This window comes from Pseudomonas sp. GL_090 (assembly GCF_057837765.1).
Map to the genome: position 1 here is coordinate 3,122,863 of NZ_CM174452.1, position 26,791 is coordinate 3,149,653.

Genomic DNA, 26,791 nt, shown 5'->3' on the forward strand with positions numbered 1-26,791 from the left:
TAGCGAGAGCTGCGTACCAGTCGAAAAGAGGGGGTTATAGGCATGTGTGTAACTCAAATCGTCCCCTTCGGTGGGTCAAGTCTGCCAGAGTGAGCTATGGATCGCTCCGACGGACAACCCTGAGCACCTGCATTAGCAGTACACCAGTTGCTAGCCGCTTACCCTGCGCGATTTCGGTCAGCAGGGTGACAATTGTGAGCAGCAGATTGAATGGGCTGAAGCCTTGCAATAGGGCTCTCGCGACATGCGCCGCACTCCTCCCGGAGTGCCCCAACCAGTAGCGGACCAGCACCGATCATTGCTACGCATACCACTTTCGAATATTGCATGGAGGTGATCACCCGTGCATCGGCACCGAACTCATCGGATATCGAGACCATCGCAGAGGCTGTTCCGGGGCTGTATCAGAGGAGGCACTGGCCAGGAGCTAAGGCGGACCAGCACATGTTGTGTAATCGTAAAAGACGAGCACAGCCCTCCTCTCATGATTTAGCCCAACACGGCTATGGCTTTTGTTGAGCCGACGATGCACAACAACGACTTCGCTCTTGTCGTTCCGACGTAAAGGAACTCCCGCTGCTCCTCGGCTTCGATTTCGTCTCCGAGCCACATGATAACGATCGGCGCTTCAAGGCCTTTGAAACGACCGACTGTGTCCGCGAAAATAGCTTTGTTTTTGCCAGGGCTCTCAACTGCCCATTCCACACCTCCCGATAGGCGCTGAGCCTCGAGAAGTGCATAGAGGCGGCTTTTCGGACGCTTAGCTAGTAGGACGATAATGTCCTTTGGACTGACACCTTCCGCAAGAAACCCCTTGATCACACCAGCAATGGCTACAGCTTGTGCTTCGTCACCCTCAACTGCAAAGCGTCGGATCTCCTCTCCAGGTAGATCCGGCTCATCTATGGGTTCTCCTTTATAAAACGCGTATCCCAATTGGTGGATCGGAATTGTGTTTCTGCAGTTCGCAGTCAAGTGGTAAGGCTCGCCGTCCACCGGTAAGCAAGTATGTTTACGATACAGGGCCTGGTTCTCGTCGATAAAGATGTAGAAGGCGCCTTGTTTGGTGTCTCGAAGTAACTCTTCAACAGCGAACCAGTAGTCATCACTGAAGTCTTGTGCCTCGTCAACGACCAAGGCGTCGTACTTTGCTTCGAGCACTTCGTTCGACCGCGCGAGCGCGTACGGCATCTGCACTTCGAATACATGCTTAGAGTGACTGCCCGGATAAGCTGCCTGAGCTTCGGCAAGGAGATCCACCCTTGCGATCTGCAGGGCTTCACTAATTCGTCTGTCGCACAGCTGGTGGAAACTCATAACAGTAATGCGAGCCTGGTCAGCAACGCTTGCTGCCAAAGCGTTAGCCAGCGGGCGGTTGTAACACAAAAGCAGTACCAACTGATTACTCTCGGCCAACTGACGCGCTTTCTCGACAGCAATTAAAGTCTTGCCAGTACCAGCGCCACCCGCGATCACGGCTCGCTTGCGGCTGCCAATTATTCGAAGAATTTTAGCTTGGTTTGTGGTCAACCGAGTTCGGACCTGCTCGGCCACATCCAAAACTGAATTGAGTGCCGGCCGAATCTCAACGGAGCTGCACAAGATTTCCTCTACCAGTTGGACACCTTGGGCGCCAAGTACGTCGTCGTTCTCTCGAGTCCAAAAGGTTTGAAGTTTTACCAGCCATGCTGATAGCGCCGCCATATCCGTGTCGACACCAATGAAGTCGCGCTGTCGTTCTGGTGAGAGAAGCGGTTTTACGTCGTGAATGTCAGGTAGCATCACCGCGTGTCCAAGCGTCAAATACTTACCTCTCCAATAACACCATTTCGGATGGCCAAATAGTTGATCCTTGATAGCGTGTCGCTCATTGCTGGCTTGCCGGAAAGGATCCTTGATCTCGTGAGTGGCACCCTTACGGTCAATGGACTGCCATTTCCCGCTCGCAGCGTCGAAGGAAACACCTCCCCCTTTGACTTCAACCGTGAAGACTCCACTTTTTGGCACCACGATGGTGAAGTCGGCTTCACCTTCAAGCAATCGATCGCGGCCATCACGGTAAATCCAGTTAGCGGAATAAATGACCACAATGTCGTCCGGCAGTTGTCGGCGGCATTCGGCATAGAAGCGCGCTTCGGCCTGAGATTTCAAAGTAAGAAGCTGATCATTGGACAATTCAGGAAGCATGCGTGCCATGGCTATTTGTAACTCAACGTCATTGTTGTCGGATTGAAGACCTTACTGAACACTTGCTTACCGTGTTCAAATTCGATATGAAGCTTGGTGAATAGACCAGTGCCCTTCACCTTCACTATATGTCCTTTGCCCTCTCCGTTGACAGTGATGAACATACCCTGCTCAGGCTTCTGCGGCTGAGTGACAATGGCACTGGCGACCGCCTTCCAGCCTTTATCGAATCGAAATTGGGAGGTTAGTCCGAAGGGGTCATTTACCAAAAATAATTGATGTCGATTCTCATCTTGCGCATATTCAACGACGCATAGCCAATAACGGTGCCGAGCACTATGGGCCTTAATCAGCTCGGTAGGTGTGAGCGCAATACCTTCCTCCGTCCATGCGCCACCCTGCCCCTTGATTTCAATAAACTCCTCCTGTCCATCGAGGGATACAGCTTTGATATCAAATCCAGGATTATTCGGCGGCATTACTAGTACGTCCCGCCATAGACCAGCGGCGACCTTCAAGAAATGTTTGATCGCTGCCTGCTCTACCGCAGCCCGATGTTTGGCCAGTTCGGAGCTTTCCTCGGGTGAGACGACTGGGGCATTGGAGCCAGAAGGCTCCGCATAGCTCAAGAGCCTCCCTTTTGAGGATCGCGCAGTTTTGTGCTTTCCGAGCCGCCGAACATTGCGTCCAATGTGTGTGCCAGTCCCCATACCTATACGGAACGGTGCGAGCGTACCGTGCGTTTTATTTTCCAAAGTGCGGTGTGTTTCGTCGTTCTCGAACGGCACATTGCTAGCCAATAAATCCACCAATGACGCTGTTGGAGAGTCTTGGGACGTTCTCGGATTAGAGACCCCATCTCCGTTCGTCAGAGCAGCGCCGGGATTCGCGGGGTGGTGCGATGCGGCATCAGCACTCGACAATCCGCTAAACATGGGCGTAGCACTGGCAAGGGGCTCTGTTGGTGTTGGCAGCGACGTGCTTGGCGTGGCAAATTCCGACAGCGAAGTACTCGGTGCAGTCCCAGTGGATATACTTTTAGGATTCCACCCCAAAGGTTTTACCCAAGGATTGTCCCCAGCAGTAGCTGGCTGATCAGAATGGGGTCTTGGTGCTGTCTCGGCCTTCGCTGCGACATCTAACGTCGCCTCACGCGATTCGGTTTCAGGCAATGTTGGCGTCAGCACTTTTGCGAGTGCAGCAGCTTCCTCAGGCGGCAGCTGGCTGAAATTGCGAAGCAGCAGATATGCCTCTGCGTCCTGGATGGTGGGGGAAATCAATATGCGACTGATGATGTCCGACAGTATCGTCGGAAGCCGTAAAAGTTTTCGCACTTCCAGCGCAACGTAATCAAGATGGGATGGGGCGTTAGCGCAAAGCAATAGTTGATGGTTTCTTAGTGCAACTGGCCCAGTTGTTTGACGAACCGATCCACCAAGCGAGACATTTAGAGCCAGGCGGGGCACTGTGAGAACCTCTAAGTCACGTAGCGCGCCGAAGAGATTCTCTTTGAGGGCAACCTCGAAGCGATCATGGCTTTGACCATAAACTACACGTGCGATGCAAAGAACCATGTCCTTTATTTTTCGGGTGAGCACTTCATTGCGCTCACCTTCGACACCCGTCGCAACCACTACCTTCATGGCGGCCGAAAGCAGAGGTACACCCGTATTTTGAATGAGATTCACGACAGCCGGAAGTTGCTCCTGGGGAACAGCCAGAAACGAGATGCCGGGAACGCCGTCGAACAACTGAGCGTACTCTGGGGCGTCGTTAAAAAAGACAGCAGGCGAGCTCGTAACCGATAGCCCGTCACGCACGAGAAAAAGGGATTCTGTCTTGAATCTGGATAGCCAAGGGGCGACTGGCACGGTGCCCTTGCTGGCGGCAAGTGAGCCAAGCTCACGACTGAGTCGTCTGTAGATAGCAAGGGCTACGCTCTCTCGCTCGCTTGCCGGTTCGACCAATGAAAGTTCAGATAGACCGTCGATCCATCGGTCGAGCGCTAATTCGAAAGGAATATGCAACAGCTTCGTGAAGAAAGTTGAATGGTCGACATACTGGGTGCTCAGCGCTGGGTAACGCGCATCTAAATAGCGAACGCCAGTCGCACGCCAACACGCGTTTTGTGTCGTCACCCACGTTATTGTCTCACCCCGACCTAATGCTATGAGAGGCTCACCTCTAAATGCCGCCTCGATAGTCTGGTGTTCTGCGCTCCAAAGCGCTTCGAGATGACGATAGATTTTTCGAATTTGATCTTTGGTGCTCCCGCCAGCGGAACGGATCTGACGCAGTCGTTTAAGACACGCCGCCGCGTCGACTTTATAGGTAATACCACAGGCCTTTAAAAACCGTTCGTCACCTATCGCGGCGTTCACAAGCACAATATTTCCACCGAGGAGCTCTCTTACCTCCGCGCGGTCATGGTAGGCATGCTCTAACGGTGCCGAGATGCGCCTTTTGGAGGGGGCTACTGTTGCTCGGAGGCGCTCTATAAACCGAGTTGGCTGTAATTTGTTGCTGTACCGACTAACTTTCACCAAATACGTCGTCAAGTCGGCATATGACGACCAATGCCGATCTAGACATTCGAGCGTTGAACGCCTTATCGATTGGTCCTCTGCTCCCAACAGTGCCACTAGCTCCTCACTGCAATCCACATTCCCAGAACCAAGAAGCATGACCTTGGGCGCTTCGTGAACTCCAATCTTTACGAAAAATTCTCGCCATAGCATAAGTTCGATCGCCGCAAGGGGCTTGTCGACATGGGCAAATGTCTGGACGATGTACTTCTCAGATAGCAGCTTCCCTTGAGGAATTTTTTCGCCAAGTAATCCTTCGATACTGAATTCAGGTTGGTATTCCTTGCTGAGATAGAGGGTTTCAGGCCGTTCAAAATACCAGGGGCCATCGCCTTCACGTTTAGACCCTAGGTAGAGGCCATCACGGAGCATCTTCAACGCAGACTCTTCTGTTTGAGTCTCCCTGGCCTTCTGCAGGTACGAGTCAAGATTGTCACGGACGTAGCGGACATGACCAATCAGCGCAAGGTTCTTGGCTGCGGCAATCCCTTCCGGCGTATGCCGCTTCAGTATGTGAGACTGTATGAGTTCGAAAGGGTCGTCTCGCCGAACCCCCAATTCATCGAAAAGGTCTTTGATTTCAGGCGCTAGATCGATAGCACACCCGTAAAGCTCATCATCTAATATGGTGAGCTCGTCCTCAAAACCATACTTCTGCTTGGCGCTAAGCGGAAAAAACACAACTTGCTCTTCGGGAACCAGCATTTTCCCGCAGGTCGTTGGTAGACAAGGAAGCGCTACCATCGTCTTGATGTAGTTGGAACGGCTGGGAGACTTGGCAATGTATTCGAAAAATCTGGACCTCCATTCAATGTCCTTCAACTCAAACCATGCCCGATGCTTCCCGAAAACCTCCAGTACATCGGAGACCTGGAGGATGCGGCAGGAAAGACGTTTCAACGTACCATCGGTGCCTAAGAGCCCAGGTGCCGGGTAATCCGCTCCAAACAGGGCAATAGCGTCTATAGAAGGAAAAAGCTCGCGGATTGCAGTCGGGGCCAGGAGCACATCGGAAGGCTTGCGCCAACTACCCCCTTCTACAGGGATGCACTCAGAGTGCTTCAGTGCCTCGATGATTTGGTTGACCACGGGCTTGAAAAACGGATCCACGATTTCATGATCTGAGGGCAGAAATTTCAAGAAACTCTTACCTAAGGCCGGCTCCGTTTTGAACCGCTCGACTGCAGCGACAAAAGCCGGGGCTATCGCATCCCGCAGCCTCAAATTCCAAGCAAGGTCTTCATGGATGCCTTCGCGGCTTGAGATGAGAACAAAGTCGGCTTGAATGCAGAAGCTGAAACCGAACTCGCGAATAGGAAGAAAAGCGTAGGTCGGAGAGGTGAGGTTGGGGTCGGCAGCACCTTCGGTCGTGAGTGGAAACGCTACGACGATACTTCTCGTGAGAACCCCTTCCCGCTTGGGCTCCTCTATCATCGACATGTCGACAACAAACTCGGTACGAAGGTACGTGCGACTGGTCCTCGACTGCGCTTCGTTAATCGATGTTTGGATCGTTATCAGCTCAGTTTTAGAGCCCATGTCGTCACGTAAGTATTGGACTTGGGTGCCATCGGCCATGATCTCGATTCGACGCAGCTGAGCGAGAAACAGCAGCAAGGTAGCATCTAGATCGCAGAGCAATGCGCTCTGGAACTCTTGCCCGGGTTTCGATGGAAGTACAACCGTGGTGGCGTCGATGGTCGTTGGGGCGCACGGTTCGATCCAATTGGGTACGACATACCCAAGTAAGTCATTCGGATCGCTCCGATTAAACTGAAAGTGGTATCCATTGGAGTGAATTTCAGGGGCATCTGTGACTTTGAACACCGACTTGAAGCCAATCCCCTTCTCGCCAATATATCCTGACTTATTCTTCTTAGAGCTCTCGCCTGCGCTGCACAGGGCTTTCACATTTTCGGCGGTAAATCCGACCTCGTTGTTGGTCACGATCAGTTGAGCGGGTTCCAAACAAAAGGAAAGGCTGGGGGCAACGCCAATTGAATAGCGGTTGTCGTCAGCGTTCTGTACGAGTTCGAGTATGAAATGAGACGCCTTCGAGTTCAGATCTTCTGCCACTGTGGCCAACAGGTTTCGATATTTACGAACCATATTTTCCACGACAACACGTCCGTCGCCCTCAAGTAAGGCTCCAATGCCAAACTCGTAGCGCCGAATGTGTTCTATGACTGCTCTGGGAAGAAGGGGGGGCTGCAATTCCGTCTGTGCCATGATCTACGCTCCGCCACCTAATGGACGATCTGACTTACCTGCGTTGAACAGCCCAAGCTGTTCGTCTTTTATAGCGAAGCTCTGATCCTTCGTATTCATCGATCCGACCCGAGAAATTCCAGGCGGTTGCCTCTGGCCAAGCGCGCCAGTGAATCAAGACAGAAGGCTTGATCCTGATGCCGCTCAACCGCACTTACCCTTGAAGCATTCCCGCCAGCGTAGAAAGATGAATGCGTCTGGCGTCGTCATCGAGTTCTTCTGCTGCGCTCCAGATGTCTTCAATCTTGGGCTTCAACACCATCGCCACCCTCTGGCAGTCTGCAGCTATCAGGCGCCGCCCAAGCAATGTGGATGCAGGTTTCGCGAGATCAACCCAGCCGTTAATGCTGTTCTTCTTATAGACAAAATGGAGCTTGGTGTCCGTCATGCGACACGCACCATCGACTCTCACACTTCCGCGTTCAGTCCAGATAATGCACAGGTACTCATTTTTTTCAGTGGTATCGAGTGAATCTGGCCAAGTCTCGAACGCCCATCGCGCCACCCCCTCGCTCTTGACAGATTCGCCCGCATGGAGTCGCCGCTCTTGCTCTTCATGTTGCTGAGTGACGGCATCTGCTTCCGGTCCAGGCCTTGTCCTGTACAGAAGAGCATAGGCGTGACGCCCCTCAAGATCGGCCACTGAATAATTTTCAAAAGAGAATGGCCCTTTTCTGCTGTAATCAGGACGCCCTTCACGATTCTTTTCGTAGGCCGCGACGGCATCAGCCAGATCCTCAGTGCTTATTGCCCGAGTGTCAGTCGAAGACCAAAGATGATCGAACCATTGCTGAGCCGACTTGAGCTCCTGTTCGTCGACGGTGTGAATTGCCGCTTCCAGCCAGTGCGCCACCTCGCTGCCCTCAAGGCCCAACCCGTTCGCGGAAACATTTGCCGAGCCAATAATTGCCTGACTAGGGCCGATAACCAATTTCGCGTGTAACCGGTCGCACTGTCTTATTTCAACGTGAGCCAACCTACCTGCCCGGGCGACCAGTCTTTTGATGACCGCCGGATTGGACCCTCCACTTCTGAGGTTGCAGATGACTCGCAACGGTTTTCCATCTTCAGGATGAATAAACGCCTCAGCCCCTTCCCCCCAGAACGCGACAGCCACGTCCAGCGCCTCCTCCTTTGCTACCATCGCACGTAGACATTTCTGGTACTGCTCGGGACCAATAAACATTGCGTAGGCATCCTTGTCTGCTCGAAAGCACATTCACTTCATAGGTGAGGGAGGCAGCGGTATCGACGCCCTGCGGTTCAGCTTCTAATCCGACGGCATTTGTCGGTGGGAGACAGCATGTTATTACACGATTACTGCTTCTCGGTCCGCAGGTCCTGCGGAATGCCCAAGCAATGTACTACGGGCAAAGAGCGCCGTGTGAAGTGTGAAGTGTGAAGTGTGAAGTGTGAAGAACATGAGGCAGTATCTCCCCCCTCGACACGCCTTAGAAATTCCCGGCAACTTTTCTTTGGCCCTCTACGTATCGAACCCCTCCCTGCTCATTTTGGGCCTCAACTTCTTTGTACTTGATGCGATTCGCCCAATACGCTTCAGTGGCCCCGAACAATCGTTCGAAGAAATCATCTGGTTCAGACGCTCATGCGCATATTTCAGGTCAAGAGTACTTGCATCAGAACCGCTGCACACCGCGTTAAATTTGTTCAATCTAACTCTCCCTTGGTCTTATTTTGCGATGCTTTCGTTGTCAGTTTCAGGATGATTCGTGGTGTGTCGAAGCTGAGTGAGCTCCACAGAATATTGCTCCGACAACCTCGTGGCTTCCGCCAGTTGCGAGCTCGCCTGCGCCAAAACCTCCTCTAGCCGCTTGGATTCGGCACGCGACATGCCTAGCTGCTCCTGAAGCGCTTCTTTCGCCCCGTCTGCCTTGGCAACTGCTGTCTTCATGGCGGCAATCTCACCGCTCAAACGAAGCGCCGCGTCTTCATGCGTCGCCGCCGCCTTGGCCTGCTGTCGCGCCTCACTTAATAAGCGCTCGTTATCTCTGTTGAGTCGAGTCAATTCATCTTGCTTGAGCATCAACGTTTGCTGCAGCTGTCGCAGCTCAACCTGAACTTGTTGCACCTGCCCTTCATGTCGCTGTTGCTCCTGCTCCCGTTGTTCCTTGACCGCGTTACGGTAATGTTCCAGCGCATCGCGTGAATGCAGGTGCTTTTCCTCCAGGGAGCGGATCTGCTCGTCCTTTTCTTGAACACGGAGTTCCAAGTCACTGCAGTTTTGGCTAAGGCGTGCATTGCGGGTGAGTTCGGCCTGCAGGCTTGCCTGACAAATCTGTAACTCATCCGCTTGAAGCCCCAACGCCCCTTTCTGACTATCAAATTCCCGCTGCAAAGAGGTGAGTTCGGCACTCAAGCCGTCGAGCTTTTGCTCCAGCTCGATGCGCTGCTCGTCGAAACGCGCCTGGGCATGCGCGAGAGCTTCGCCGCCCTCCTCCGTCATTCGCTCTAAGAGGCCGGCCACAAGCTCGGTCAGTTCATCGCTCAATCGCTCTCTAGAAGCCCGCGGCCTCGGGTCAAAATCTTCGATTTCCTTCAAATATCGGTGAATAGTCGTCTTCGAGCCAGTATTGCCAAGCTCGATGCGCACGGCGTCGATGCTTGGGTTCTCGCCGCGGGCGAGCAGTGCTCTCCTAGCCTCCAGAACTATCGCCTTGTTGATTCCGCCGCGCGCCATTTTCCTCTCCTACGATTCCGTACTGTTTTACATACTATGTATATACATAGCACTACTGCGATCAAAAAAGAATAATTTACGCAGCTTTCTTTGATAAAATAATAGAGCGTTATCGCATCATAGGCATGATTTCCGCCTTTTCCACCACTCGGAAAGGTACGTTTCGCGAAGAAGGGTCGAGATGAACAAGGTTGATCGTTATCTGCAGGCCGGTACCCGGGAAAACACTCGGCGCAGCTACCGTGCTGCGGTGGAGCACTTCGAGGTGACCTGGGGTGGTTTTTTGCCGGCGACAGGGGATGGCATCGTGCGCTACCTCGCCGAGTACGCCGACAAACACACCATCAACACACTGAAGCAACGCCTGGCCGCGCTGGCGCAGTGGCACGTCACGCAGGGATTTCCGGATCCGACGAAGACGCCCACCATTAAGCAAATGATCAAGGGCATTCGGACATTGCATCCGACCCAAGAAAAACAGGCTGCCCCGCTCCTTCTACTTCACCTGGAGCAAGCAGTAGGCTGGCTTGAGGGACAGGCGGCTCTCGCGGCCGCGCGAGGAGAATCTGGAAATGTGATCAGACATAGACGAGACATCGCGTTGGTGCTGATTGGATTCTGGCGTGGCTTTCGGGGGGATGAACTGGCTCGTCTGCAGGTCGAGCACACCCAGGCGGAGTCCGGGATCGGCATCACCTTCTATCTGCCCCACACAAAGGGCGATCGACAGCACCTGGGAACGACATTCCACACCCCTTCCCTTAGGAAGCTGTGTCCCGTCCAGGCCTACATCAACTGGATCACTGTCGCCGGCATTACGCGCGGGCCGGTGTTCAGGAAAGTGGATCGCTGGGGCAATCTCGCTGATGGCGGAATTAACCCGAATAGCCTGATCCCGCTGCTCCGCCGCATTTTTAAGCAAGCTGGTGTCCCGGCGGAGATGTACAGCAGTCACTCAATGCGTCGTGGGTTTGCGACCTGGGCATCTGCTAATGGCTGGGATATCAAATCACTGATGAGTTACGTCGGCTGGAAGGACATCAAGTCAGCCCTGCGGTACGTAGATGCGAGCTCTTCGTTTGGAGGGTTTGCGATTCGAGCGCCAGCACCAAAAATGGATCTTCTTTAGGATGCTCCATCAACGGCCTGAAAACACTTCAGGACGTCTTTCGGTTGGTGGCTGATCCCAGCGATACGAATGCTGCCATCAAGGCATTAAAGCAGGACTTAAAGCTTATTCACTTCATTGAGAGGTATGAGCACGCTGGTCCTGCTGTCCGGCCCCCCTGGAGGGTCAGACTTTCACCTGAGCCAACCAAAACCCCACAAGCCAATCGAACATATCTCGCTATGTTTCTTTGATAGCAGTGACCTCCACCGCAGTCGTGTGCTTTTCAAATCACCTGTTTACCTAGGCAGAATGCTCGATATCTGTGCGATCTACCAAGAGCAGCGGGATGTCACGCCCCCCTTCCTCGACGCAAAGTTGCCAAGAGATGCGCGTGGCAGCCTCCGGCAGAACTTTACCGCCTAATTGAGATGCCCCGGATTCTGTAGGCACAAATGGCTGACAGCTAAGGATTGTCTGCTGCCTTTCGCGACTGGCAGCAACAGGCCGATTCTGTTGAAAAGGTCGGATGTCCAACTGGCCTGAACTCAGACATGGCTACCACCGGAGAACCTATGCTCCACATTGAGTGGTTTGTCGGGTCTTCGTTGACCTTTGCTGCTCTGTTATTGGGTTGGTTTGAGGTGTTTTGCTTCGTGCAGGCGCACCTATCCCATAGCAGTTGGCCTTGAGAGGTAAGTTTAGCCAGTCGACGCAGGTTCTGTACCGCAGCCGCCAACGTGGACTCGTCGGTCGCAGCACTCAGGCCCCGTAGTCACAGGCGATCAAGTTTCAGGATGCGATTGAGGTGGGCGAACAACATTTCGACCTTCTTACCACATCACGCGCGGCTTCATGGATGCTGCGAGCAATCTTGCGGAACGTAGTGTTCGGGCAACATTGGGCTTTCATTGGACACGCTACGCAGTCGGTCTGCCGGGACCGGAAGATGATGGTGTTGGCTTTGGTGACGTGCGAACGCTCGCTCTTGAAGGCTCGCCATTCGCTGCGTAATGCATTGCCGGCCGGACAGAGGTATTCCTCAGTCTCTTGATTCCAGTGGAAATCGTTACTCGAAAAACTGTCGTTCTTGCGCTCAGTTTTGCGCCCACACCGGTACGTGTGGTTCGATGTCTTTTTCCGGCGCGGTTCCGTAAGCGGTGTCGCCAATAAGGCGTTCCGGCTTGATGTCGAACTGCGCCTCGACCCGGTCGATCATGATCTTCGTGCTCTCTACCTCGGCCGTGCGATAAGCCGGCGTGGGTTCCACATCCACGATGACACCGTGCTCGGTATCGATCAGATAATTCGTGGAGTAAGCGTAGAACGCTGGGCCACCTGGAGCTGCCGTCCAGCGGGCTTGAGGATCAGTCGGCGACAAGCGCTTCGGCAGCGTTTCAGCCAGAGCCTCATCATCAAGTGCCTCAAAGTACTCGCGCACGGCGCGGGTGCTCAGGGACAGATCGCTCCATTTGACCTACTCATCACCCGCTACGCCGCGCTGCCGACTCGCATCCGCTTTGATTTTGCTGGCGTCCACGGCAGAGCCTTCACCTTTGACCAAGCCTGCGTCCATGCAACGACGCAGCGCTTCATTGAACAGCCAGCGAAACAGATCGCTGTCCCGAAAACGCCGTGACGATTTTTGGAAAAGGTCGAGAGGTTCGGACGTCATCTTCAAGGCTCAACCGGTAGAACCAGCGATACGCCGGGTTCAAATGGGCCTTTCGCACAACCGACGCTCTGAGCGAATGCCGTAGCAATAGCCCACGATCAGCATGCGAATCATCAGTTCAGGATCAATCGACGGACGCCCAATCGGGCTATAAAATTCGGCGAGGTAATGGCGCAGGTCGCTCAGATCGAGACACTGATCAATGCTGCGCAGAAGGTGATTGGCTGGGATGTGATCTTCAGGGCTGAACGAGTAAAACAGCCATTCCTACCCACTCGATAACTGTCCCATCATGTTGCGTGCTTCCCTGCTGGCCAATACAGATATTTTGCCGCAAGCCAGACAGGGGAGCTACTTTTTCAACAGAATCGGCCAGAAACTGCCGTTGACGAAATGTCCCCTTCTGGCCGACTTCTGCCTGTCACGGCCACCCAGTTTGCCGGTCAAATTCAGTGCAAACGACTGGTCAATTCGAATGCAAATAGAGTGGGCAAGTGCATTGCAAGAGGGGGGCAAGTGGAGTGCAATTACCCAGCTAGCGCCTAGTCGGTTCAATGCTTCCCCTTGCCTTGGTGCTACCTCTAAAAAACCAAACACATTCCGATACCGTTGGCCTTACTGCCGATCCATACGCCAGTAGGAGAAACCCAGTCGAGGCGGACTCCTACTTGGGGCAAGAACTAAACGTCAAGCGCAGCATTCAGCCGTGGTCGATTGCCAGCTCGCTTCGTACCTCAGAGATGAAACCCTCGTATTCTCTAGACCGACATACAATCTTTGGTGCCGATTTTGTTTGCGACTTTCACGATGCGGTGAGGCTGTTTAAGCAAATCTCCCGCTGAAACTGCGTCTTCCTCCGAAGCATGAACGCTAAAAGGTTCGCTCTCATTTTCTAGAAAAACCCCCCAACACAACTGCCAACCCGGCGAATCCAAGCTCGGCGCAAATGGTTGGATGTCGTATGCCCGACCCAGGTCCACCGCATAACCTCTGCCGGGAAGATCCCCTTCGGCTCGAATCGAACGGCTAACGATACCAACAACGTCTCCTGCCCGATTAAACACTGGACCTCCGCTCATGCCCGGTGGCCAGTCAGTCTCCACCTCAATAACCGGACTAGGGTTGGCCGTGCCAACCCCATTCAGGTGTACATCGACAATGCGTCCATATGCGCCGTACATCCCTTCCGACAAAAGCATTTTTTGAGATTCGGCCGAGAGCTTAGAAAGGTCCAATTCTGGGTACCCGATGGCAAGCAAGATATCCCCGACTTGAGGCCGCCATCCGTTAATACACACGCTCACCGTCTGGGGAGGGCGCACTCGTGGACCAAGTGGAGAGGCCTGCATAACTTTACGCTCCTGCCTCCCTCGCAAAGCCCCCATGGGGTCATCAGAATCCATCATGGCTATTTGATACCCGTTTACAGGTACGAAACAGTCACTGGGAATGGTGACTAAGCCAAACACTATCGCATGTATGCTCAGAAACAGGACCGGTCGGCTCGTTCCGCTTTCTCCAGAGAAGTCGATGACGTGATGGGCTGTAAGGAAGGTGCCAAACTGATTAATGTTGAATGCAGTACCAAACCCAAAAAGCTGTCCCTCTGTGTCTTGCCGGAATACGGGTACTACGGCATTCCTCAGCCCGAAGGGATCCTGAATTCTGAACGGATGAAAAGGTTTTTCGGGGGCGGGGTCAAGGGGGTAGGCCCTTTGTGACGACTCAGTCATTTCGCAGGTGGCAATCTCAAACGGTACGAAGTGTTCCATGGCCGCTCCTAAATATGATCCTGCCCGTACCTCCGCTGCTCTACGCAAGGTTCTCGGTCAGCTGAATGAAGCGTAAGCGGCGGCGCAGATGTGAAGCAAGTGGCTAGTTGTGGCCGATTTCTGTCGCTTCTAACCTGCAGCTACGTCGATTTCAGTCAATCGCGACAGGCAGCAATCGGCCAAGGGCAGGCTTTATTAGGGGAGCGACCTATACGGGGCCCCACTTCAGGAGGAAAGTCGAGGTTAGTCGGTGAACATCGGCAATGGTCTTTGGAAGACCTGAAAACGCTGGTTGACAACACGAAACCAACAGGCCTTTACGTCCGCGATACCCGAAAAATCAGACCAGGGTCAGCTTTGAGCACAGACAATGTCCAGCCATGGGCCAAGGCTATCTCTTGGCAAATGGGCAGGCCCAGCCCTGCACCATGATCTCGCCTGTGGGCGGCGCGCCAGAATCGCTCGAACAACAAAGGCAGTTGCGTACTATCGATGCCTGGTCCCCTGTCCCGTACGACCACTGTGTCGTTTTGAATGTCCATGCTTACAACTGTCTTGGCGGGAGCATGCTGGATAGCGTTCTCCAGCAGATTCTTCAGCAAGGTGAATAAGGCTCCGCGGTCGGCTCTCCACGTCACATCGTCTGCAGCGGATACTCTCAAGTACACGTCAGCGGCTTCAGCCATGCGCTGCAAGTAGCAGATGACTTCCTCGGCAATCTCTTGCACCCGAACGACGGTGAAAATGTAGTTGTGCGCCTCGCTTGCTTCCGCCAGGAGCAGGAGCTGCTGCACCTGGCGGGACATGTATGCGACGTCGCTCAACAGAGCGTCACGATGGTTCCCGACATCCTCCCTCAATTCGATCTGCGCACGGATCAGTGCCAGGGGCGTCTTCAATTCGTGCGCGGCGTTGCCGAGAAACTCCTGCTGCACGCGATAGCCTCGTTCGAGACGATCCAGCACTTGATTGAAACTGTCGACCAGTGGCGCGATCTCCGACGGTACGGCTTCGGTGTTCAGACGGGAATTCAGGGAGCGCGGAGAGATGGCTGTCGCGGACTTCGACACGTCTTGCAGGGGTTTGAGGGTGTAACGCAAAGTGATGTAGGTGCACACACCGAAAGCAACGAGCAGCACAAGGCTGAACACGATGATGCCAGCGCCTACCAGCGGCAAGGCAACGCGATGGAGCAGCCCCATGAACCTTGTGCTGACGGCGACCTGGAGATACCACGTCCTGCCATCATGCACAGCGGGTTCGGTGGCGCCGTACAGCGTCGCCCCCTTGTGCTCGAAGTCGAAGCGACCACGCTCCAGGCGAAGCAGGTCTCCGTCAGTTGGCCAGAATTGCTCTCCGGCACTCGATAGCAACGCCACGCGTCCAGCTTCGTCCAGAATTCGATAAGCGACTTCACGCTGCAGGCTGACGTAGACCCACCCCAGCTCATCAGCGTCCTCGTAGAATCCAACGGGCCTGCCATCGCCGTCGAAGCGGATATCCTCCGCCATTTCCTCCGCGAGGTTGGCGAAGTCCATTCGTGCCAGAACACTGCTCTGCAGCGCTACAGTAGCAGCGATCACCAGCAACGTGATGCTGAATAACATGCCGGCCACATAGGCCAGCAGGATTTTCAGTCTCAGGCTATTGGGCTGAATCATCTTCACGAAGCGCATAACCAAGACCTCTTACATTGGCTATTCGCTGGCGTGAACCAATGGCGAGCAGCTTGCGACGAATACGATGAAGGGCCACATCCAGAGCGTTCGGTGTGACCGCGTCACTTAGCCCCCATGCGGCAGCCTCCAGTGTGCTGCGACGCACGACCTCCTGATGCTTGCGCAAAAGCACCAGCATGATGTGCATTTCCGCCGGTGCGAGTGTGATGCTCTGCCCTGCGCAACACAGAGCACCGGTCTCGGGACGCAGGGTCAAATCACCGTGACTGAGATCGAGTGCGCGGAACACCACGGGGCGGCGCAGCAATGCCTTGACGCGCGCCACCAGCTCGTCCATGGCGAATGGCTTTGGAAGGTAATCGTCTGCCCCGGCGTCGAGGCCCTCTACGCGGTCATGCAGCGCATCGCGCGCGGTCAATACCAGGCAAGGAATACCTAGCCCGGCTTTGCGCAACTTCGGCAGCAAGACGAGACCGTCACCGTCCGGCAACCCCCGATCGAGGATCACCGCCTGATAGGGCATCTGCTGGACAGCAGCCCATGCGGCATCGATACGGCCGACCACATCGACAGCTATTCCAGCAGCCGCCAGCCCCTTGCACATCAAGTGGGCGAGTCGGTCATGATCCTCAACCAGCAATATCCGGCTCATCAAAAACGGTACGCATAACCGAAGGTGAGATTGTTTTGGGTGGATCGATCTACCAGCGGGCTGTCCTTGATTTCGGATGACAATTGGGTGACCTCAGCATCGACAAACACGGAATTATGATTATCGAACTTATAGATTCCTCGCAGGCCCACTTCGGTGTTTACCCCGGACTTGCCCTCATAGAAATCACGATTGGCGAGCACTTCGCTTTCGCGGACTCCGAAATAGTAGTCAACATACTTGCTGTCCTGCCATGTCGCGCCAACACGTGGTGTGAGCATGACGTGCTCGTTGATGTGCCATGTCCTTTCCAGGCCGAGGCTGACACTTTGCCCCTTGCTATGACCCGAGATGTCATGCACCCATTCCAGGCTAACGTCTGCCAGATCGTTCTGCCATTCGGCCTTCGCGCCAGCCCAAAAGCTGCTCTCGCGGTCGCTCATCCCTTCCAGGATGTCTGCATCGTCGTCTTCATAACCGCTTGAATCATATTTTCCGATGAGGCTGAAGTCGATTTTATTGGCCTCGTTTACCTCGAAACCGGGCAGTTTCAACGCCACGTTGGGGCCAAACAACCGAATGTATTGATTCTCGAACTGGATCAACGGCAGCGCCTCATTTTCACGATCGATTCCGGTGTAAGCCTTCTGGCTGCTCTTGGCGCCGATGCCCACGCCCCAGGACGACGAAGATTTTTCCGGATCTTCTTCAGCCTTCACTGTCGCAGGTAAAACCAGCGTTACGGCAAACATCGCGGCGAACGCTTTGCAAATGTACGGAACCTTGATAATCGAGACCGGCGACAAGAGCATACGCATAACCGTTTCCTGTAATTGCGTTGGGGAATCGCATCATCAAGGTGCTCTTCTTACGCATTACTTACAGGAGCCGTTTTTTTCGATTTGTCTGCCGGTAAGTATCTGGAAAGTCGCATTGCCGGAAAGTCTCTCCTGTCGCTGACACAGATGAGAGCACCGCATGCCATCGCTTACAACATCTATCATGGATTCACCCGGATCGCGTGTCGGGTTCGCGGTTATCGGACACGCATTGCCCGCCGCTACCCTGGCAAGTGTGGCGATAGTGCTGCTTTTGGGTTGCTCGTCTGGTATGTCCAAGCCGATTCCGGGTGGGATCAATCCTGTCGCGACACAATGGCACGCGCCTCTGCCCCATGAAGGGCAGCTTGAAGCGCTGGGCCAATGGTGGGCGCAGTTCGATGACAGCCTGCTGCTTCGCCTGCTGGAGGATGGTCAGCGCGCCAGCCCGACACTCGCCCAGGCAACCAGCAACATCGCCGATGCACGTGCAGCGCATATTGCCGGCAGAGCTGCCCTCCTGCCTTCCATTGAGACGAGCGCCAGCACAAGTCGAGGCCGAACCGAACTCGGCACCTCAACGGGCAATGCGTACGCGGCGGGCCTGCAGGCCAGTTGGGAGTTGGACATTTTCGGGGCGAATCGCGCCGCCACCGACGCCGCCTCTGCCAGGCTGGAGTCCCGCCAGGCTGGATGGCACGATGCGAGGGTTTCGCTGGCCGCCGAGATTGCGACGACTTATGTCGACTATCGAGCGTGCGAGGCACAGACCCGGGAGGCGGAGATCGATGCCCGGTCTCGGGCGCAGACCTCCCGCCTGACCAGACTGGCGGTCAATGCAGGCTTTCAGCCGCCGTCTGCAGCCGACCTGACCGACGCCAGCGCAGCCCAGGGTCGGGTTAACGTGGTGCAGCAAAAGGCGCAATGCGACCTGCTCGTCAAGACACTGGTTGCCCTCACTGCACAAGACGAAATGGCGCTGAGACGCGATCTTGTCAACGCTGGCGCACGCCTGCCGCGACCGGCTGAACTCAGCATCGCCAGCCTACCGGCTTCGGTGGTTTCACAACGCCCCGACGTCCACGCCGCCGCGCTGGATTTAATGGCCGCGAGCGCCGATTCGGATCAGGCACAGGCCCGGCGTTGGCCGCGCATTACCCTGAGCGGCAACATCACGCCAACCCGCCTTCACCGCGCTGGCGTCAGCACGGATGGCACTGTCTGGGGCGTCGGTCCTATCACGATCACCATGCCGCTGTTCGATGGTGGAGTGCGCAAAGCCGACGTGCAGGCAGCCCTCATCCGCTACGAAGCGGCAGCGACGATCTTCACCGCCCGCGTACGTGAAGCGGTACGGGAAGTCGAAAACGCGCTCGTCACCTTGCAAAGCACGGCGGCACGCAGCGCGGATACCGGTATCTCCGTTGAAGGATTTGAACGCTCATACCAGGCCACGGAATCTGCCTACCGGTCCGGGGTGTCCAGCGTGTTCGAACTGGAGGACGCCCGCCGTAGCCTGGTGGCTGCGCGCAGTGCGGCTATCGGACTGGATCGCGAGCGCGTCAACGCCTGGATCGCCCTCTACCGCGCTACAGGTGGCGGCTGGGCCGCCACGGACTTGCACAAGGCCGGCCTTCCTGCGACGTCAAACAGCCAAAAGTCACCCTAAAAGTCCCCACACGTGTTGGCGACTGCGCTGTATCGGGGCGGGCCGCCCTCAGGAAAGAGATGATGAACAGCAAATATTTTTACGTAGTGGTTATCGCGGGCATCGCTTTGCCTGTCACCAGCATGGTGATCACCGCCACCCTCCAGCCGGAGGACAGTGAACCCGTCGCCGTCAGACCCGCGCTCACCGTTACCCTGACCAAACCACAGTTCGACCTGATGCCCGTCAAGGTCTCGGCGAATGGCAACATCATGGCCTGGCAGGAAGCCAGCATCGGAACCGAGGCGAGTGGGCTCAGGCTGGCCGAGGTGAAGGTCAATGTGGGTGACGTGGTTCGGCGCGGCCAGGTCCTCGCCATCTTCGCCGCACAAATGGTAAACGCCGAACTGGCACAGAGTCGTGCGGCTACCGCCGAGGCCTCGGCTGCACTGAGCGAGGCGACCGCCAACGCCGGTCGTGCGCGTGAGCTACGGGAAACCGGGGCGATGTCCGGTCAGCAGATCCAACAATACTTCACCCAGGAACGTGCCGCCCAGGCGCGTCTGGAGGGTGTGCGCGCGGTCGAGAAGACACAGCAACTGCGCCTCGTCCAGACCCAGGTGCTGGCGCCAGACGATGGCGTGATTTCCGCGCGCAGTGCCACGGTCGGTGCCGTCCTCCCCTCCGGACAGGAACTGTTTCGAATGATCCGCGGTAATCGCCTGGAATGGCGCGCCGAAGTGGCGGCTGCGGACTTGGCGAAGCTGAAAGCCGGGCAAACGGTTCAGATCAAACCGGAGGGCGGTGGGCCGATTACCGGCACGTTACGCATGATTGCCCCGCTCATAGACATTCAGACCCGCAATGCAATGGTCTACGTAGACTTGCCGCAGCCTGGAGCTGCGCGTGCCGGAATGTTCGCCCGCGGGGAGTTCGAGATCGGAGCGGAGCGGCTGCTGACCCTGCCGCAGACCTCAGTGGTGCTGCGCGACGGATTCAGCCATGTGTTTCGCCTCGGCGCGCAGTCGAGAGTCGTACAAACCAAAGTCACGACGGGCCGACGCACAGCAGATCGCGTGGAGATCGTCAGCGGTCTCGACCTGTCCGCCCAGGTGGTTGCTGCGGGCGGAAGTTTTCTGGGTGACGCAGACCTGGTGCGCGTCGTTGCCGAAGGTCCCTTTTCTGAAGACCACAGGGCAGCCAACCCTGGCGTTGCTCCCCTCTTCTTGAAATGACGTCTTGCAACGAATAGGTGCCTACGATGAGCCTGAATATTTCCTCTTGGTCGATCCGCAATCCGACACCGTCGGTGCTGCTCTTCATCTTGCTCACGGTTGTGGGTCTGATGGGATTCGTGGCGATGAAGATACAGAACTTTCCCGATATCGACCTGCCGACAGTCAGCATAACCGCGACCCTGCCAGGTGCGTCCCCCGTGCAACTGGAAAATGACGTAGCACGCAAGATCGAGGACTCGCTCGCGACGATCCAGGGCCTGAAACATATCCAGAGCACGCTGACTGACGGCGAGGTCAACATCACGGTCGAGTTCAAACTTGAGAAACCTACGCAAGAGGCAGTCGACGACGTCCGCGACGCTGTTTCCCGAGTACGCGCCGACCTGCCTGGAGACCTGCGTGATCCGGTGATCCGCAAGGTTGAACTCGCCGGTTCGCCGATCCTGACCTATACGGTGGCTTCCACGGGCCTGGATGACGAGGCACTGTCCTGGTTTGTCGATAACGAACTCAGCAAAGCGCTACTCGCAGTTCCCGGCGTAGGCCAAGTGACCCGTGTCGGTGGCGTCACCCGGGAAATACGTGTGGATCTCGACCCGGCGCGGTTGCTTGCGCTTAACGCGAGTGCGGCAGACATCTCCCGCCAGTTGGGTCTGGTTCAGCAGGAAGCGTCCGGGGGGCGTGTCGATTTTGGCGCCACCGAGCAGTCGGTGCGCACCATCGCAACGGTAGACTCGGCGCAGGAGATGGCCACACTGGAGATCGCACTGAGCGACGGCCGACACGTCCGGCTCGGCCAGGTGGCGAATATTTACGATACGACGGCTGAATCACGCTCCGCTGCATTTTGGAACGGTGAGCCAGTGGTGGGTTTTGAAGTCGTCCGCGCAAGAGGCGCGGGCGAGATCGAGGTCGCTGAGGGCGTGCGTGCGGCAGTCGAAAAACTGAAGAGCAAGCGCGAGGATATCTCGATCGTCGAAGCATTCAACTTCGTCGATCCGGTGGTTGAGACTTACGATGGCTCGATGCAACTGATCTACGAGGGTGCGGTCCTCGCGGTGCTGGTGGTGTTCCTGTTCTTGCGGGACTGGCGAGCGACTTTGATTGCTGCAGTGGCGTTGCCGCTGTCGGTCATTCCGACCTTCGCGATGATGCATCTGATGGGCTTCACCCTCAATATCGTGACCCTGCTTTCGCTATCGCTCGTGATTGGCATCCTGGTTGACGATGCGATCGTCGAGATCGAGAACATCGAGCGACATCTGCGAATGGGCAAGGCGCCTTATCAGGCAGCCATGGAGGCCGCCGACGAGATCGGACTGGCCGTCGTCGCGACGACCTTCACCCTGATTGCCGTGTTTCTGCCGACGGCCTTCATGAGCGGCACGGTCGGCAAGTTTTTCGTCCAGTTTGGCTGGACGGCAGCTACTGCAGTCTTCGTCTCGCTGGTCGTTGCTCGCATGCTGACGCCAATGATGTGCGCCTACCTGATGCGTGCCCCCGAAAAACTGACCAAGCCAGAGCCCTGGTGGATGGGTGACTATCTGTCATGGGCACGCTGGTGCCTGCGCCACCGAGTTCTGACCATTACGGGCGCATCGGCATTCTTCTTCGGCGGCCTGATGCTCACATTGGCACTCCCTGGCACCTTTATCCCTCCGGATGACGACTCACAGACCCAGGTGACGTTAACCCTGCCGCCCGGTAGCAAGTTAAGCGACAGCATTGCCTTGGCGGAGCGAGCGCGACGGATCGTCAAGCAGAACGCCCATGTAAGGACGGTCTACACCGCGATTGGCGCTGGTACCGCGGGTGCCGATCCCTCGGAACCGGCAAGCGTCTCGGCCGCAAGCGTTCGCAAAGTGGTGTTGACGCTCAACATGACACACCGCAGCGAGCGTTCAGGATTGCGCAAGCAAGCACTTGAGCAACAACTGCGCGATGCGCTGGCGGTCCTGCCTGCGGTACGGGTCGCAGTCGGGATGGGAGGCTCCAGCGAGAACTATGTACTGGTGCTCGCAGGCGAGAACAGCCGTGAGCTTGAACAGCATGCGCAACACGTCGAGCGTGAGTTGCGCACCATTCCTGGCCTCGGTGCGATCACCTCGACGGCGAGTTTGGTGCGTCCGGAACTGATCGTCAGGCCCGACTTCGCTCGTGCTGCCGATCTGGGTGTCACTTCGGCGGCGATCGCCGAAACGCTGCGTGTCGCGACTCTGGGTGACTATGATCATGCATTGGCGAAACTTAACCTCAGTGAGCGTCAAGTGCCTGTACTCGTACGGCTCAACGATGCGGCCCGCAGGGACTACGAACTGCTGAAGCGATTGCCAGTGCCCGGCGCACGCGGCCCTGTGCCGTTGGACAATGTGGCGACGCTGATGATGGGCGGCGGGCCCACCGATATAACGCGCTACGACCGATTGCGTAACGTCAACTTTGAGATCGAGTTGAACGGTCGCCCTCTTGGCGAGGTGGAACGCGCCGTGCTTGCACTGCCCAGCGTGAAAACGCTGCCGTCCGGCATCACGCAAACTGCGAAGGGGGATGCTGAAGAAATGGGCGACCTGGCCACTGGCTTCGCTGTCGCCATGCTGACTGGCATCCTGTGCATTTACATGGTTTTGGTCATGCTGCTCAAGAATTTCGTACAACCCATGACCATTCTGGCTGCGCTCGTATTGGCAATACCCGGCGCGGTTCTCGCGCTCTACCTTACCGGTTCTGCACTGTCGATGCCTTCGATGATCGGGCTAATCATGCTGATGGGGATTGCGACGAAAAACTCCATTCTGCTGGTCGACTACATCATCATCGCACGGCATGAAGACGGCCTGGAGCGCGGTGATGCGATCCTCGACGCCTGCCACAAGCGGGCTCGTCCCATTGTGATGACAACAATCGCCATGGGCGCAGGCATGCTGCCGATCGCGCTCGGTTGGGGCGGCGATCCGAGTTTTCGTGCGCCAATGGCGATCGTTGTGATCGGCGGATTGATCTCTTCGACCTTTCTGAGCCTGCTGGTGATTCCAGTGATTTACAGCTTTGTCGATGATGCAGCGCAGGGGATAAGGCGCCGCCTTTGGGTGTCTCCACGCACAAGCGAATTCAATTAACCCGCAAAACTGTCGCGGTCAAGTTGATGGTGCCAGAGTGAGCCATTTACAGAATGGGACAGAGACGCTGCTCGACAGCGCCGATGATGGATTGGGCTACTAACGGCCCCTCCCTGTGGCCATTGGTTCTCAGTCCCATTCAATTCCCTTGTATCACTTTCGTACTATGACCGATCCAGACGCCCGTTCCATGATGACGCGTGGCACGGGAATCGTCGGCTAAAACGTGCAGAAAGCGGTCGATACTCAGCACCATTTGATCGTTACGCACGAGGTGACTAACGTCGGTTCAGACCGCGATCGAATCAGCTCGATGGCCAAGCAGGTCCGCGAGGCGATGGCGTCAGATACGTTGTCGGTGGTGGCGGACCGAGGTTATTTCAAAAGCGAACAAATCCTAGCTTGTCACGATGCCGGTATCTCCGCCTATGTGCACAAGTCGATGGCCTCTGGAGCCAAGGCTGACGGGCGTTTCAATAACGATGCCTTCGTCTATGATGCGGTAAAAAACGAATACATTTGCCCGGCTGGAGAGGCGCTGATCTGGCACTATTCCGATGTTGAAAAAGGCCTTAAATTGTATCGTTACTGGAGTTCTAGATGCCAGGCTAGGCGTTGAAATTGCGGTGCACACCGAGCACGGAACGACGAGACCGACGCGGGGAGCATGAAGACGTATTGGAGGAGATGCAGCTTCGGCTGAGCAAAGCTCCAGAGATGATGCGAGTCCGAAAACGGACGGTTGAGCATCCCTTCGGGACGCTCAAACAATGGATTGGTGCGACGCAGTTCCTGACGCGAAGCTGGCCAGGGTGAGTGCGGAGATGAGCTTGGATGTGCTCGCCTACAACTTGAAACGGGTCATGAAAATCATCGGTACCCATCACTTAATGAAGGCGCTAGCGGCCTATCGGCGGGAATGCCAGATACATCGGGTGCCAGTCTTCAAACAGCGGCGGCAACTCGCAGCTGACCAGGTGCGGTTTGGCCATGTACTGCGGTAGCCAGAGCATGCCCAGACCAGCCAAGCCGACGGGGAGGTACGCATTGCCATCGTCGACCGTCCGTTGCGGGCGGCCCTGGGCCTCGATGCGCTCCTCACCCCGCGGCATCGCGTAGGGCAAGGTTTTGCCTGTACGAAACCAGAGGAAGCCGACGGTATTGTGCCTAACCTCCTCCAGCTCACGGGGAGGCGCCGGCGTACCGAAGCGTTGCAGATAGCCGGGCGCGGCATAGAAGCCGAGTTCCAAGGCTAAAGCAGAGATCTGCGCGGACCGTACCGGGAGCCGCCTGTCTCCCGTTTCGACGGTATGGGATTGAGCCATGGCGACGAAGGTCCCGAGCTATATTGATTCTTGGTCAGCGAACAATTGTTCACTACGGGGAATGATGCGTTGCTGGATGAGCTACACACACGCTGGCATTGGGTTTTGATCCTGAGTCAGCCTGACAGACCACGGGACGACTTTGCGATAGACATCGCCACTGGACTGGTGGACCAGAGTCGTACGGGCAAATGACGCTGGCAAACTCGGACGCTCAATCTTTAGTGCGAAGACACGAAGACGGAGGGCGTGTTCGATTCAGGCAATGCGTAGGTCGCCTTCATCCATGCAATCTCGGCGTGGGGCGTGCGTCCGAAGAAGCGCTTGAACTCCCGGCTGAATTGCGACGGACTTTCATAGCCTACATCGAACGCAGCCGCGGCGGCCGACATATCGTTGCGCAACATTAGCAAACGCGCTTGGTGCAGCCGCGTCGACTTGAGATACTGCATGGGCGAGGAGTCGGTGACATTTCTGAAGTGCAGATGAAAATTGGGCACACTCATGCTGGCCTCCTGCGCCAAGGCCTCGACGTTCAATTGCTCCTGATAGCAACTGTGGATCTTGCGGATGGCGCGGGTGACCTTACCGAAGTGTCCCAGCCGGCTCAATGCCGCGCGCATGGAACCACCCTGCTCGCCAGCAATGATGCGATAGTAGATTTCACGCACCAGCGACGGGCCGAGAATCTTTGCTTCGATCGGATGGCTCATGGCTTCCAGAAAACGCAGGGTCGATTCGCGCAACCCTTCGTCTATCGGTGAGGAATACATACCTCTAGGCTGCGCATAAGTCGGACCGAACGTCTCGTCGATCTCCAGCATCAGTTCACCCGCCAGCTTGAAATCCAGCCGCATGTACATCGCGAACATCGGTTCCTCTTCGCTGGCGTCGGTTTCCATCGTGAACGGCAACGGCACCGGCACTACAAGACAGTGCTGAGCGTCGTATATGTAAACGTCGTCCCCCAGATAACCCCGTTTGCTTCCCTGGCACAAGATCACGATGCCAGGTTCATAAAGCACTGGCGTGCGGGTCAACGGCCGATTCGAACGCAGAAAACGTATGTCGTCAAGCGGGCTCAGATTGTAGCCCTCGAGCGGGGCCAGTTGGTCCATCAGCCGTACCATGCGTTGAGTGAGCGCTGCACAGTAAATCATAATCAATCCCCTTCTTCGCTACGCTCACAATCCGTCGAGCGGGTCAGCGTTTCCCATTGTTCGATATCTTTCAGAGACTGCTCGAGTTTGCCACGCACCAGACTCAAGGCGTCACTGCCAAGCAACAGATGGGCTGGGGGGCCGCTGCTGGCGATCAGTGTCAGCATGGCCTGCGCGGCTTTGAGCGGATCTCCCAGTTGCTTGCCGTTCTTCTCTTCGCGCGCTTGTCGCACCGGATCAAAGCTGGCGTCGTAATCAGCGATGCTGCGTGGTGTGCGCTGCATTGAGCGACCTGCCCAATCGGTACGGAACGAGCCAGGCGCCACCGCCGTGACGAAGATGTTGAAGGGTTTGAGCTCCTTGCTAAGCGTGTCCGAGATACCTTCCAGCGCGAACTTGCTGCCGCAGTAGTAGGCGATACCCGGCATGGTGATTGTGCCGCCCATAGACGTGATGTTGATGATATGACCACGGCGGCGCCGACGAAAATACGGGACGAAAGCTTTGGTGACCGCGACAGCACCGAATACGTTCACGTCGAACTGCCGGCGCATTTCTTCCAGCGGTGACTCTTCAAAAATACCTTCGTGACCGTATCCCGCGTTATTCACCAGAACATCCACCGGGCCATGGCGGTTTTCAACATCGGCTATGACGCTATCGATACGCTCAAAGTCAGTGACATCCAGAATGACCCCGTGTGCACGGTCAGCCGACAGCGATTCGAACACCTGTAAGGCTTCCTGATTGCGTACCGTGCCAATCACGCGATGTCCTGCCTTCAGCGCCTCGGTGGCGAGTGCCTTGCCAAAGCCGCTGCTGATGCCGGTGATAAACAGGGTGTTAGAGTCGCTCATGACTG

Annotated in this window: 14 protein-coding genes and 5 pseudogenes; 6 read left to right on the forward strand and 13 right to left on the reverse strand. The window is 56.0% G+C overall.

Annotated features, from left to right (window positions below):
• Nucleotides 1–158 precede the first annotated feature (158 nt).
• The 4 genes and pseudogenes from AC3ITA_RS13945 to AC3ITA_RS13960 form a co-directional block, all read right to left on the reverse strand.
• Nucleotides 159–389: pseudogene (locus tag AC3ITA_RS13945) on the reverse strand (hypothetical protein); the annotation flags it as partial.
• A 100-nt stretch (nt 390–489) separates the two neighbouring features.
• Complete coding sequence (locus AC3ITA_RS13950) at nt 490–2,196, reverse strand: nuclease-related domain-containing DEAD/DEAH box helicase (RefSeq protein ID WP_489280689.1); 1,707 nt, start codon at nt 2,194–2,196, stop codon at nt 490–492.
• 2 nt (nt 2,197–2,198) lie between these two features.
• The gene (locus tag AC3ITA_RS13955) at nt 2,199–7,001 is read right to left on the reverse strand and encodes a protein NO VEIN domain-containing protein (RefSeq protein WP_489280691.1); all 4,803 of its coding nucleotides are present in this window, start codon (nt 6,999–7,001) and stop codon (nt 2,199–2,201) included.
• Nucleotides 7,002–7,194: 193 nt separating this feature from the next.
• Nucleotides 7,195–8,226 (reverse strand): phospholipase D family protein, encoded by a 1,032-nt coding sequence (locus tag AC3ITA_RS13960; RefSeq protein WP_489280693.1) that lies wholly within the window; start codon nt 8,224–8,226, stop codon nt 7,195–7,197.
• Nucleotides 8,227–8,286: 60 nt separating this feature from the next.
• On the opposite strand from AC3ITA_RS13960, the pseudogene AC3ITA_RS13965 reads away from it, so the two are divergent.
• Nucleotides 8,287–8,430, forward strand: a pseudogene (locus tag AC3ITA_RS13965) (IS5/IS1182 family transposase); the annotation flags it as partial.
• A gap of 300 nt (nt 8,431–8,730) precedes the next feature.
• Here the strand turns inward: AC3ITA_RS13965 and AC3ITA_RS13970 are convergent.
• Complete coding sequence (locus tag AC3ITA_RS13970; protein ID WP_489280695.1) at nt 8,731–9,738, reverse strand: DNA-binding protein; 1,008 nt, start codon at nt 9,736–9,738, stop codon at nt 8,731–8,733.
• Nucleotides 9,739–9,919: 181 nt separating this feature from the next.
• Here AC3ITA_RS13970 and AC3ITA_RS13975 point away from each other — a divergent pair, with 181 nt between their 5' ends.
• Nucleotides 9,920–10,867, forward strand: a complete 948-nt coding sequence (locus AC3ITA_RS13975) for a site-specific integrase (protein WP_489280697.1) — start codon at nt 9,920–9,922, stop codon at nt 10,865–10,867.
• A gap of 664 nt (nt 10,868–11,531) precedes the next feature.
• On the opposite strand, the pseudogene AC3ITA_RS13980 reads toward AC3ITA_RS13975, so the two are convergent.
• The 5 genes and pseudogenes from AC3ITA_RS13980 to AC3ITA_RS14000 form a co-directional block, all read right to left on the reverse strand.
• Nucleotides 11,532–12,782, reverse strand: a pseudogene (locus AC3ITA_RS13980) (transposase); the annotation flags it as partial.
• A gap of 497 nt (nt 12,783–13,279) precedes the next feature.
• Entirely contained in the window at nt 13,280–14,293 is a 1,014-nt protein-coding gene (locus AC3ITA_RS13985; protein ID WP_489280700.1) for a S1 family peptidase, read from the reverse strand.
• Between the two features lie 317 nt (nt 14,294–14,610).
• Entirely contained in the window at nt 14,611–15,969 is a 1,359-nt protein-coding gene (locus AC3ITA_RS13990; RefSeq protein ID WP_489280702.1) for a sensor histidine kinase, read from the reverse strand.
• Entirely contained in the window at nt 15,938–16,612 is a 675-nt protein-coding gene (locus AC3ITA_RS13995; RefSeq protein ID WP_489280704.1) for a response regulator transcription factor, read from the reverse strand. The genes AC3ITA_RS13990 and AC3ITA_RS13995 overlap by 32 nt, the downstream gene beginning before the upstream one ends.
• 11 nt (nt 16,613–16,623) lie before the next feature.
• Complete coding sequence (locus tag AC3ITA_RS14000; protein ID WP_489280706.1) at nt 16,624–17,442, reverse strand: MipA/OmpV family protein; 819 nt, start codon at nt 17,440–17,442, stop codon at nt 16,624–16,626.
• A 184-nt stretch (nt 17,443–17,626) separates the two neighbouring features.
• Between AC3ITA_RS14000 and AC3ITA_RS14005 the strand changes: the two genes are divergently transcribed.
• The 4 genes and pseudogenes from AC3ITA_RS14005 to AC3ITA_RS14020 form a co-directional block, all read left to right on the forward strand.
• Nucleotides 17,627–19,111: an efflux transporter outer membrane subunit gene (locus AC3ITA_RS14005; RefSeq protein ID WP_489280778.1), complete on the forward strand. Its 1,485-nt coding sequence runs from the start codon at nt 17,627–17,629 to the stop codon at nt 19,109–19,111.
• 62 nt (nt 19,112–19,173) lie between these two features.
• Nucleotides 19,174–20,325 (forward strand): efflux RND transporter periplasmic adaptor subunit, encoded by a 1,152-nt coding sequence (locus tag AC3ITA_RS14010; RefSeq protein ID WP_489280708.1) that lies wholly within the window; start codon nt 19,174–19,176, stop codon nt 20,323–20,325.
• A gap of 26 nt (nt 20,326–20,351) precedes the next feature.
• The gene (locus AC3ITA_RS14015) at nt 20,352–23,444 is read left to right on the forward strand and encodes an efflux RND transporter permease subunit (protein ID WP_489280709.1); all 3,093 of its coding nucleotides are present in this window, start codon (nt 20,352–20,354) and stop codon (nt 23,442–23,444) included.
• Nucleotides 23,445–23,607: 163 nt separating this feature from the next.
• Nucleotides 23,608–24,352 (forward strand): annotated as a pseudogene (locus AC3ITA_RS14020) (transposase); the annotation flags it as partial.
• Nucleotides 24,353–24,355: 3 nt separating this feature from the next.
• Here AC3ITA_RS14020 and AC3ITA_RS14025 read toward each other — a convergent pair.
• The 3 genes and pseudogenes from AC3ITA_RS14025 to AC3ITA_RS14035 form a co-directional block, all read right to left on the reverse strand.
• Nucleotides 24,356–24,694, reverse strand: a pseudogene (locus AC3ITA_RS14025) (type 2 periplasmic-binding domain-containing protein); the annotation flags it as partial.
• A 296-nt stretch (nt 24,695–24,990) separates the two neighbouring features.
• On the reverse strand, nt 24,991–25,929 hold the full coding sequence (locus AC3ITA_RS14030) for an AraC family transcriptional regulator (protein ID WP_489280710.1): 939 nt from the start codon (nt 25,927–25,929) through the stop codon (nt 24,991–24,993).
• Nucleotides 25,930–25,931: 2 nt separating this feature from the next.
• Nucleotides 25,932–26,786 carry an oxidoreductase gene (locus tag AC3ITA_RS14035; RefSeq protein ID WP_489280711.1) on the reverse strand — a complete coding sequence of 285 codons (855 nt, stop codon included), beginning with the start codon at nt 26,784–26,786 and terminating at the stop codon, nt 25,932–25,934.
• Between the last annotated feature and the right edge of the window lie 5 nt (nt 26,787–26,791).

What these genes read in the sequence shown, in the direction of transcription:
- AC3ITA_RS14000 (WP_489280706.1), bottom strand. Translation starts at nt 17,442, where the DNA reads ATGCGTATGCTCTTGTCGCCGGTCTCGATTATCAAGGTTCCGTACATT.
- AC3ITA_RS14010 (WP_489280708.1), top strand. Translation starts at nt 19,174, where the DNA reads ATGAACAGCAAATATTTTTACGTAGTGGTTATCGCGGGCATCGCTTTG.
- AC3ITA_RS14005 (WP_489280778.1), top strand. Translation starts at nt 17,627, where the DNA reads ATGGATTCACCCGGATCGCGTGTCGGGTTCGCGGTTATCGGACACGCA.
- AC3ITA_RS13975 (WP_489280697.1), top strand. Translation starts at nt 9,920, where the DNA reads ATGAACAAGGTTGATCGTTATCTGCAGGCCGGTACCCGGGAAAACACT.
- AC3ITA_RS13960 (WP_489280693.1), bottom strand. Translation starts at nt 8,226, where the DNA reads ATGTTTATTGGTCCCGAGCAGTACCAGAAATGTCTACGTGCGATGGTA.
- AC3ITA_RS13970 (WP_489280695.1), bottom strand. Translation starts at nt 9,738, where the DNA reads ATGGCGCGCGGCGGAATCAACAAGGCGATAGTTCTGGAGGCTAGGAGA.
- AC3ITA_RS13950 (WP_489280689.1), bottom strand. Translation starts at nt 2,196, where the DNA reads ATGGCACGCATGCTTCCTGAATTGTCCAATGATCAGCTTCTTACTTTG.
- AC3ITA_RS14015 (WP_489280709.1), top strand. Translation starts at nt 20,352, where the DNA reads ATGAGCCTGAATATTTCCTCTTGGTCGATCCGCAATCCGACACCGTCG.
- AC3ITA_RS13955 (WP_489280691.1), bottom strand. Translation starts at nt 7,001, where the DNA reads ATGGCACAGACGGAATTGCAGCCCCCCCTTCTTCCCAGAGCAGTCATA.
- AC3ITA_RS14035 (WP_489280711.1), bottom strand. Translation starts at nt 26,786, where the DNA reads ATGAGCGACTCTAACACCCTGTTTATCACCGGCATCAGCAGCGGCTTT.
- AC3ITA_RS13990 (WP_489280702.1), bottom strand. Translation starts at nt 15,969, where the DNA reads ATGCGCTTCGTGAAGATGATTCAGCCCAATAGCCTGAGACTGAAAATC.
- AC3ITA_RS14030 (WP_489280710.1), bottom strand. Translation starts at nt 25,929, where the DNA reads ATGATTTACTGTGCAGCGCTCACTCAACGCATGGTACGGCTGATGGAC.
- AC3ITA_RS13985 (WP_489280700.1), bottom strand. Translation starts at nt 14,293, where the DNA reads ATGGAACACTTCGTACCGTTTGAGATTGCCACCTGCGAAATGACTGAG.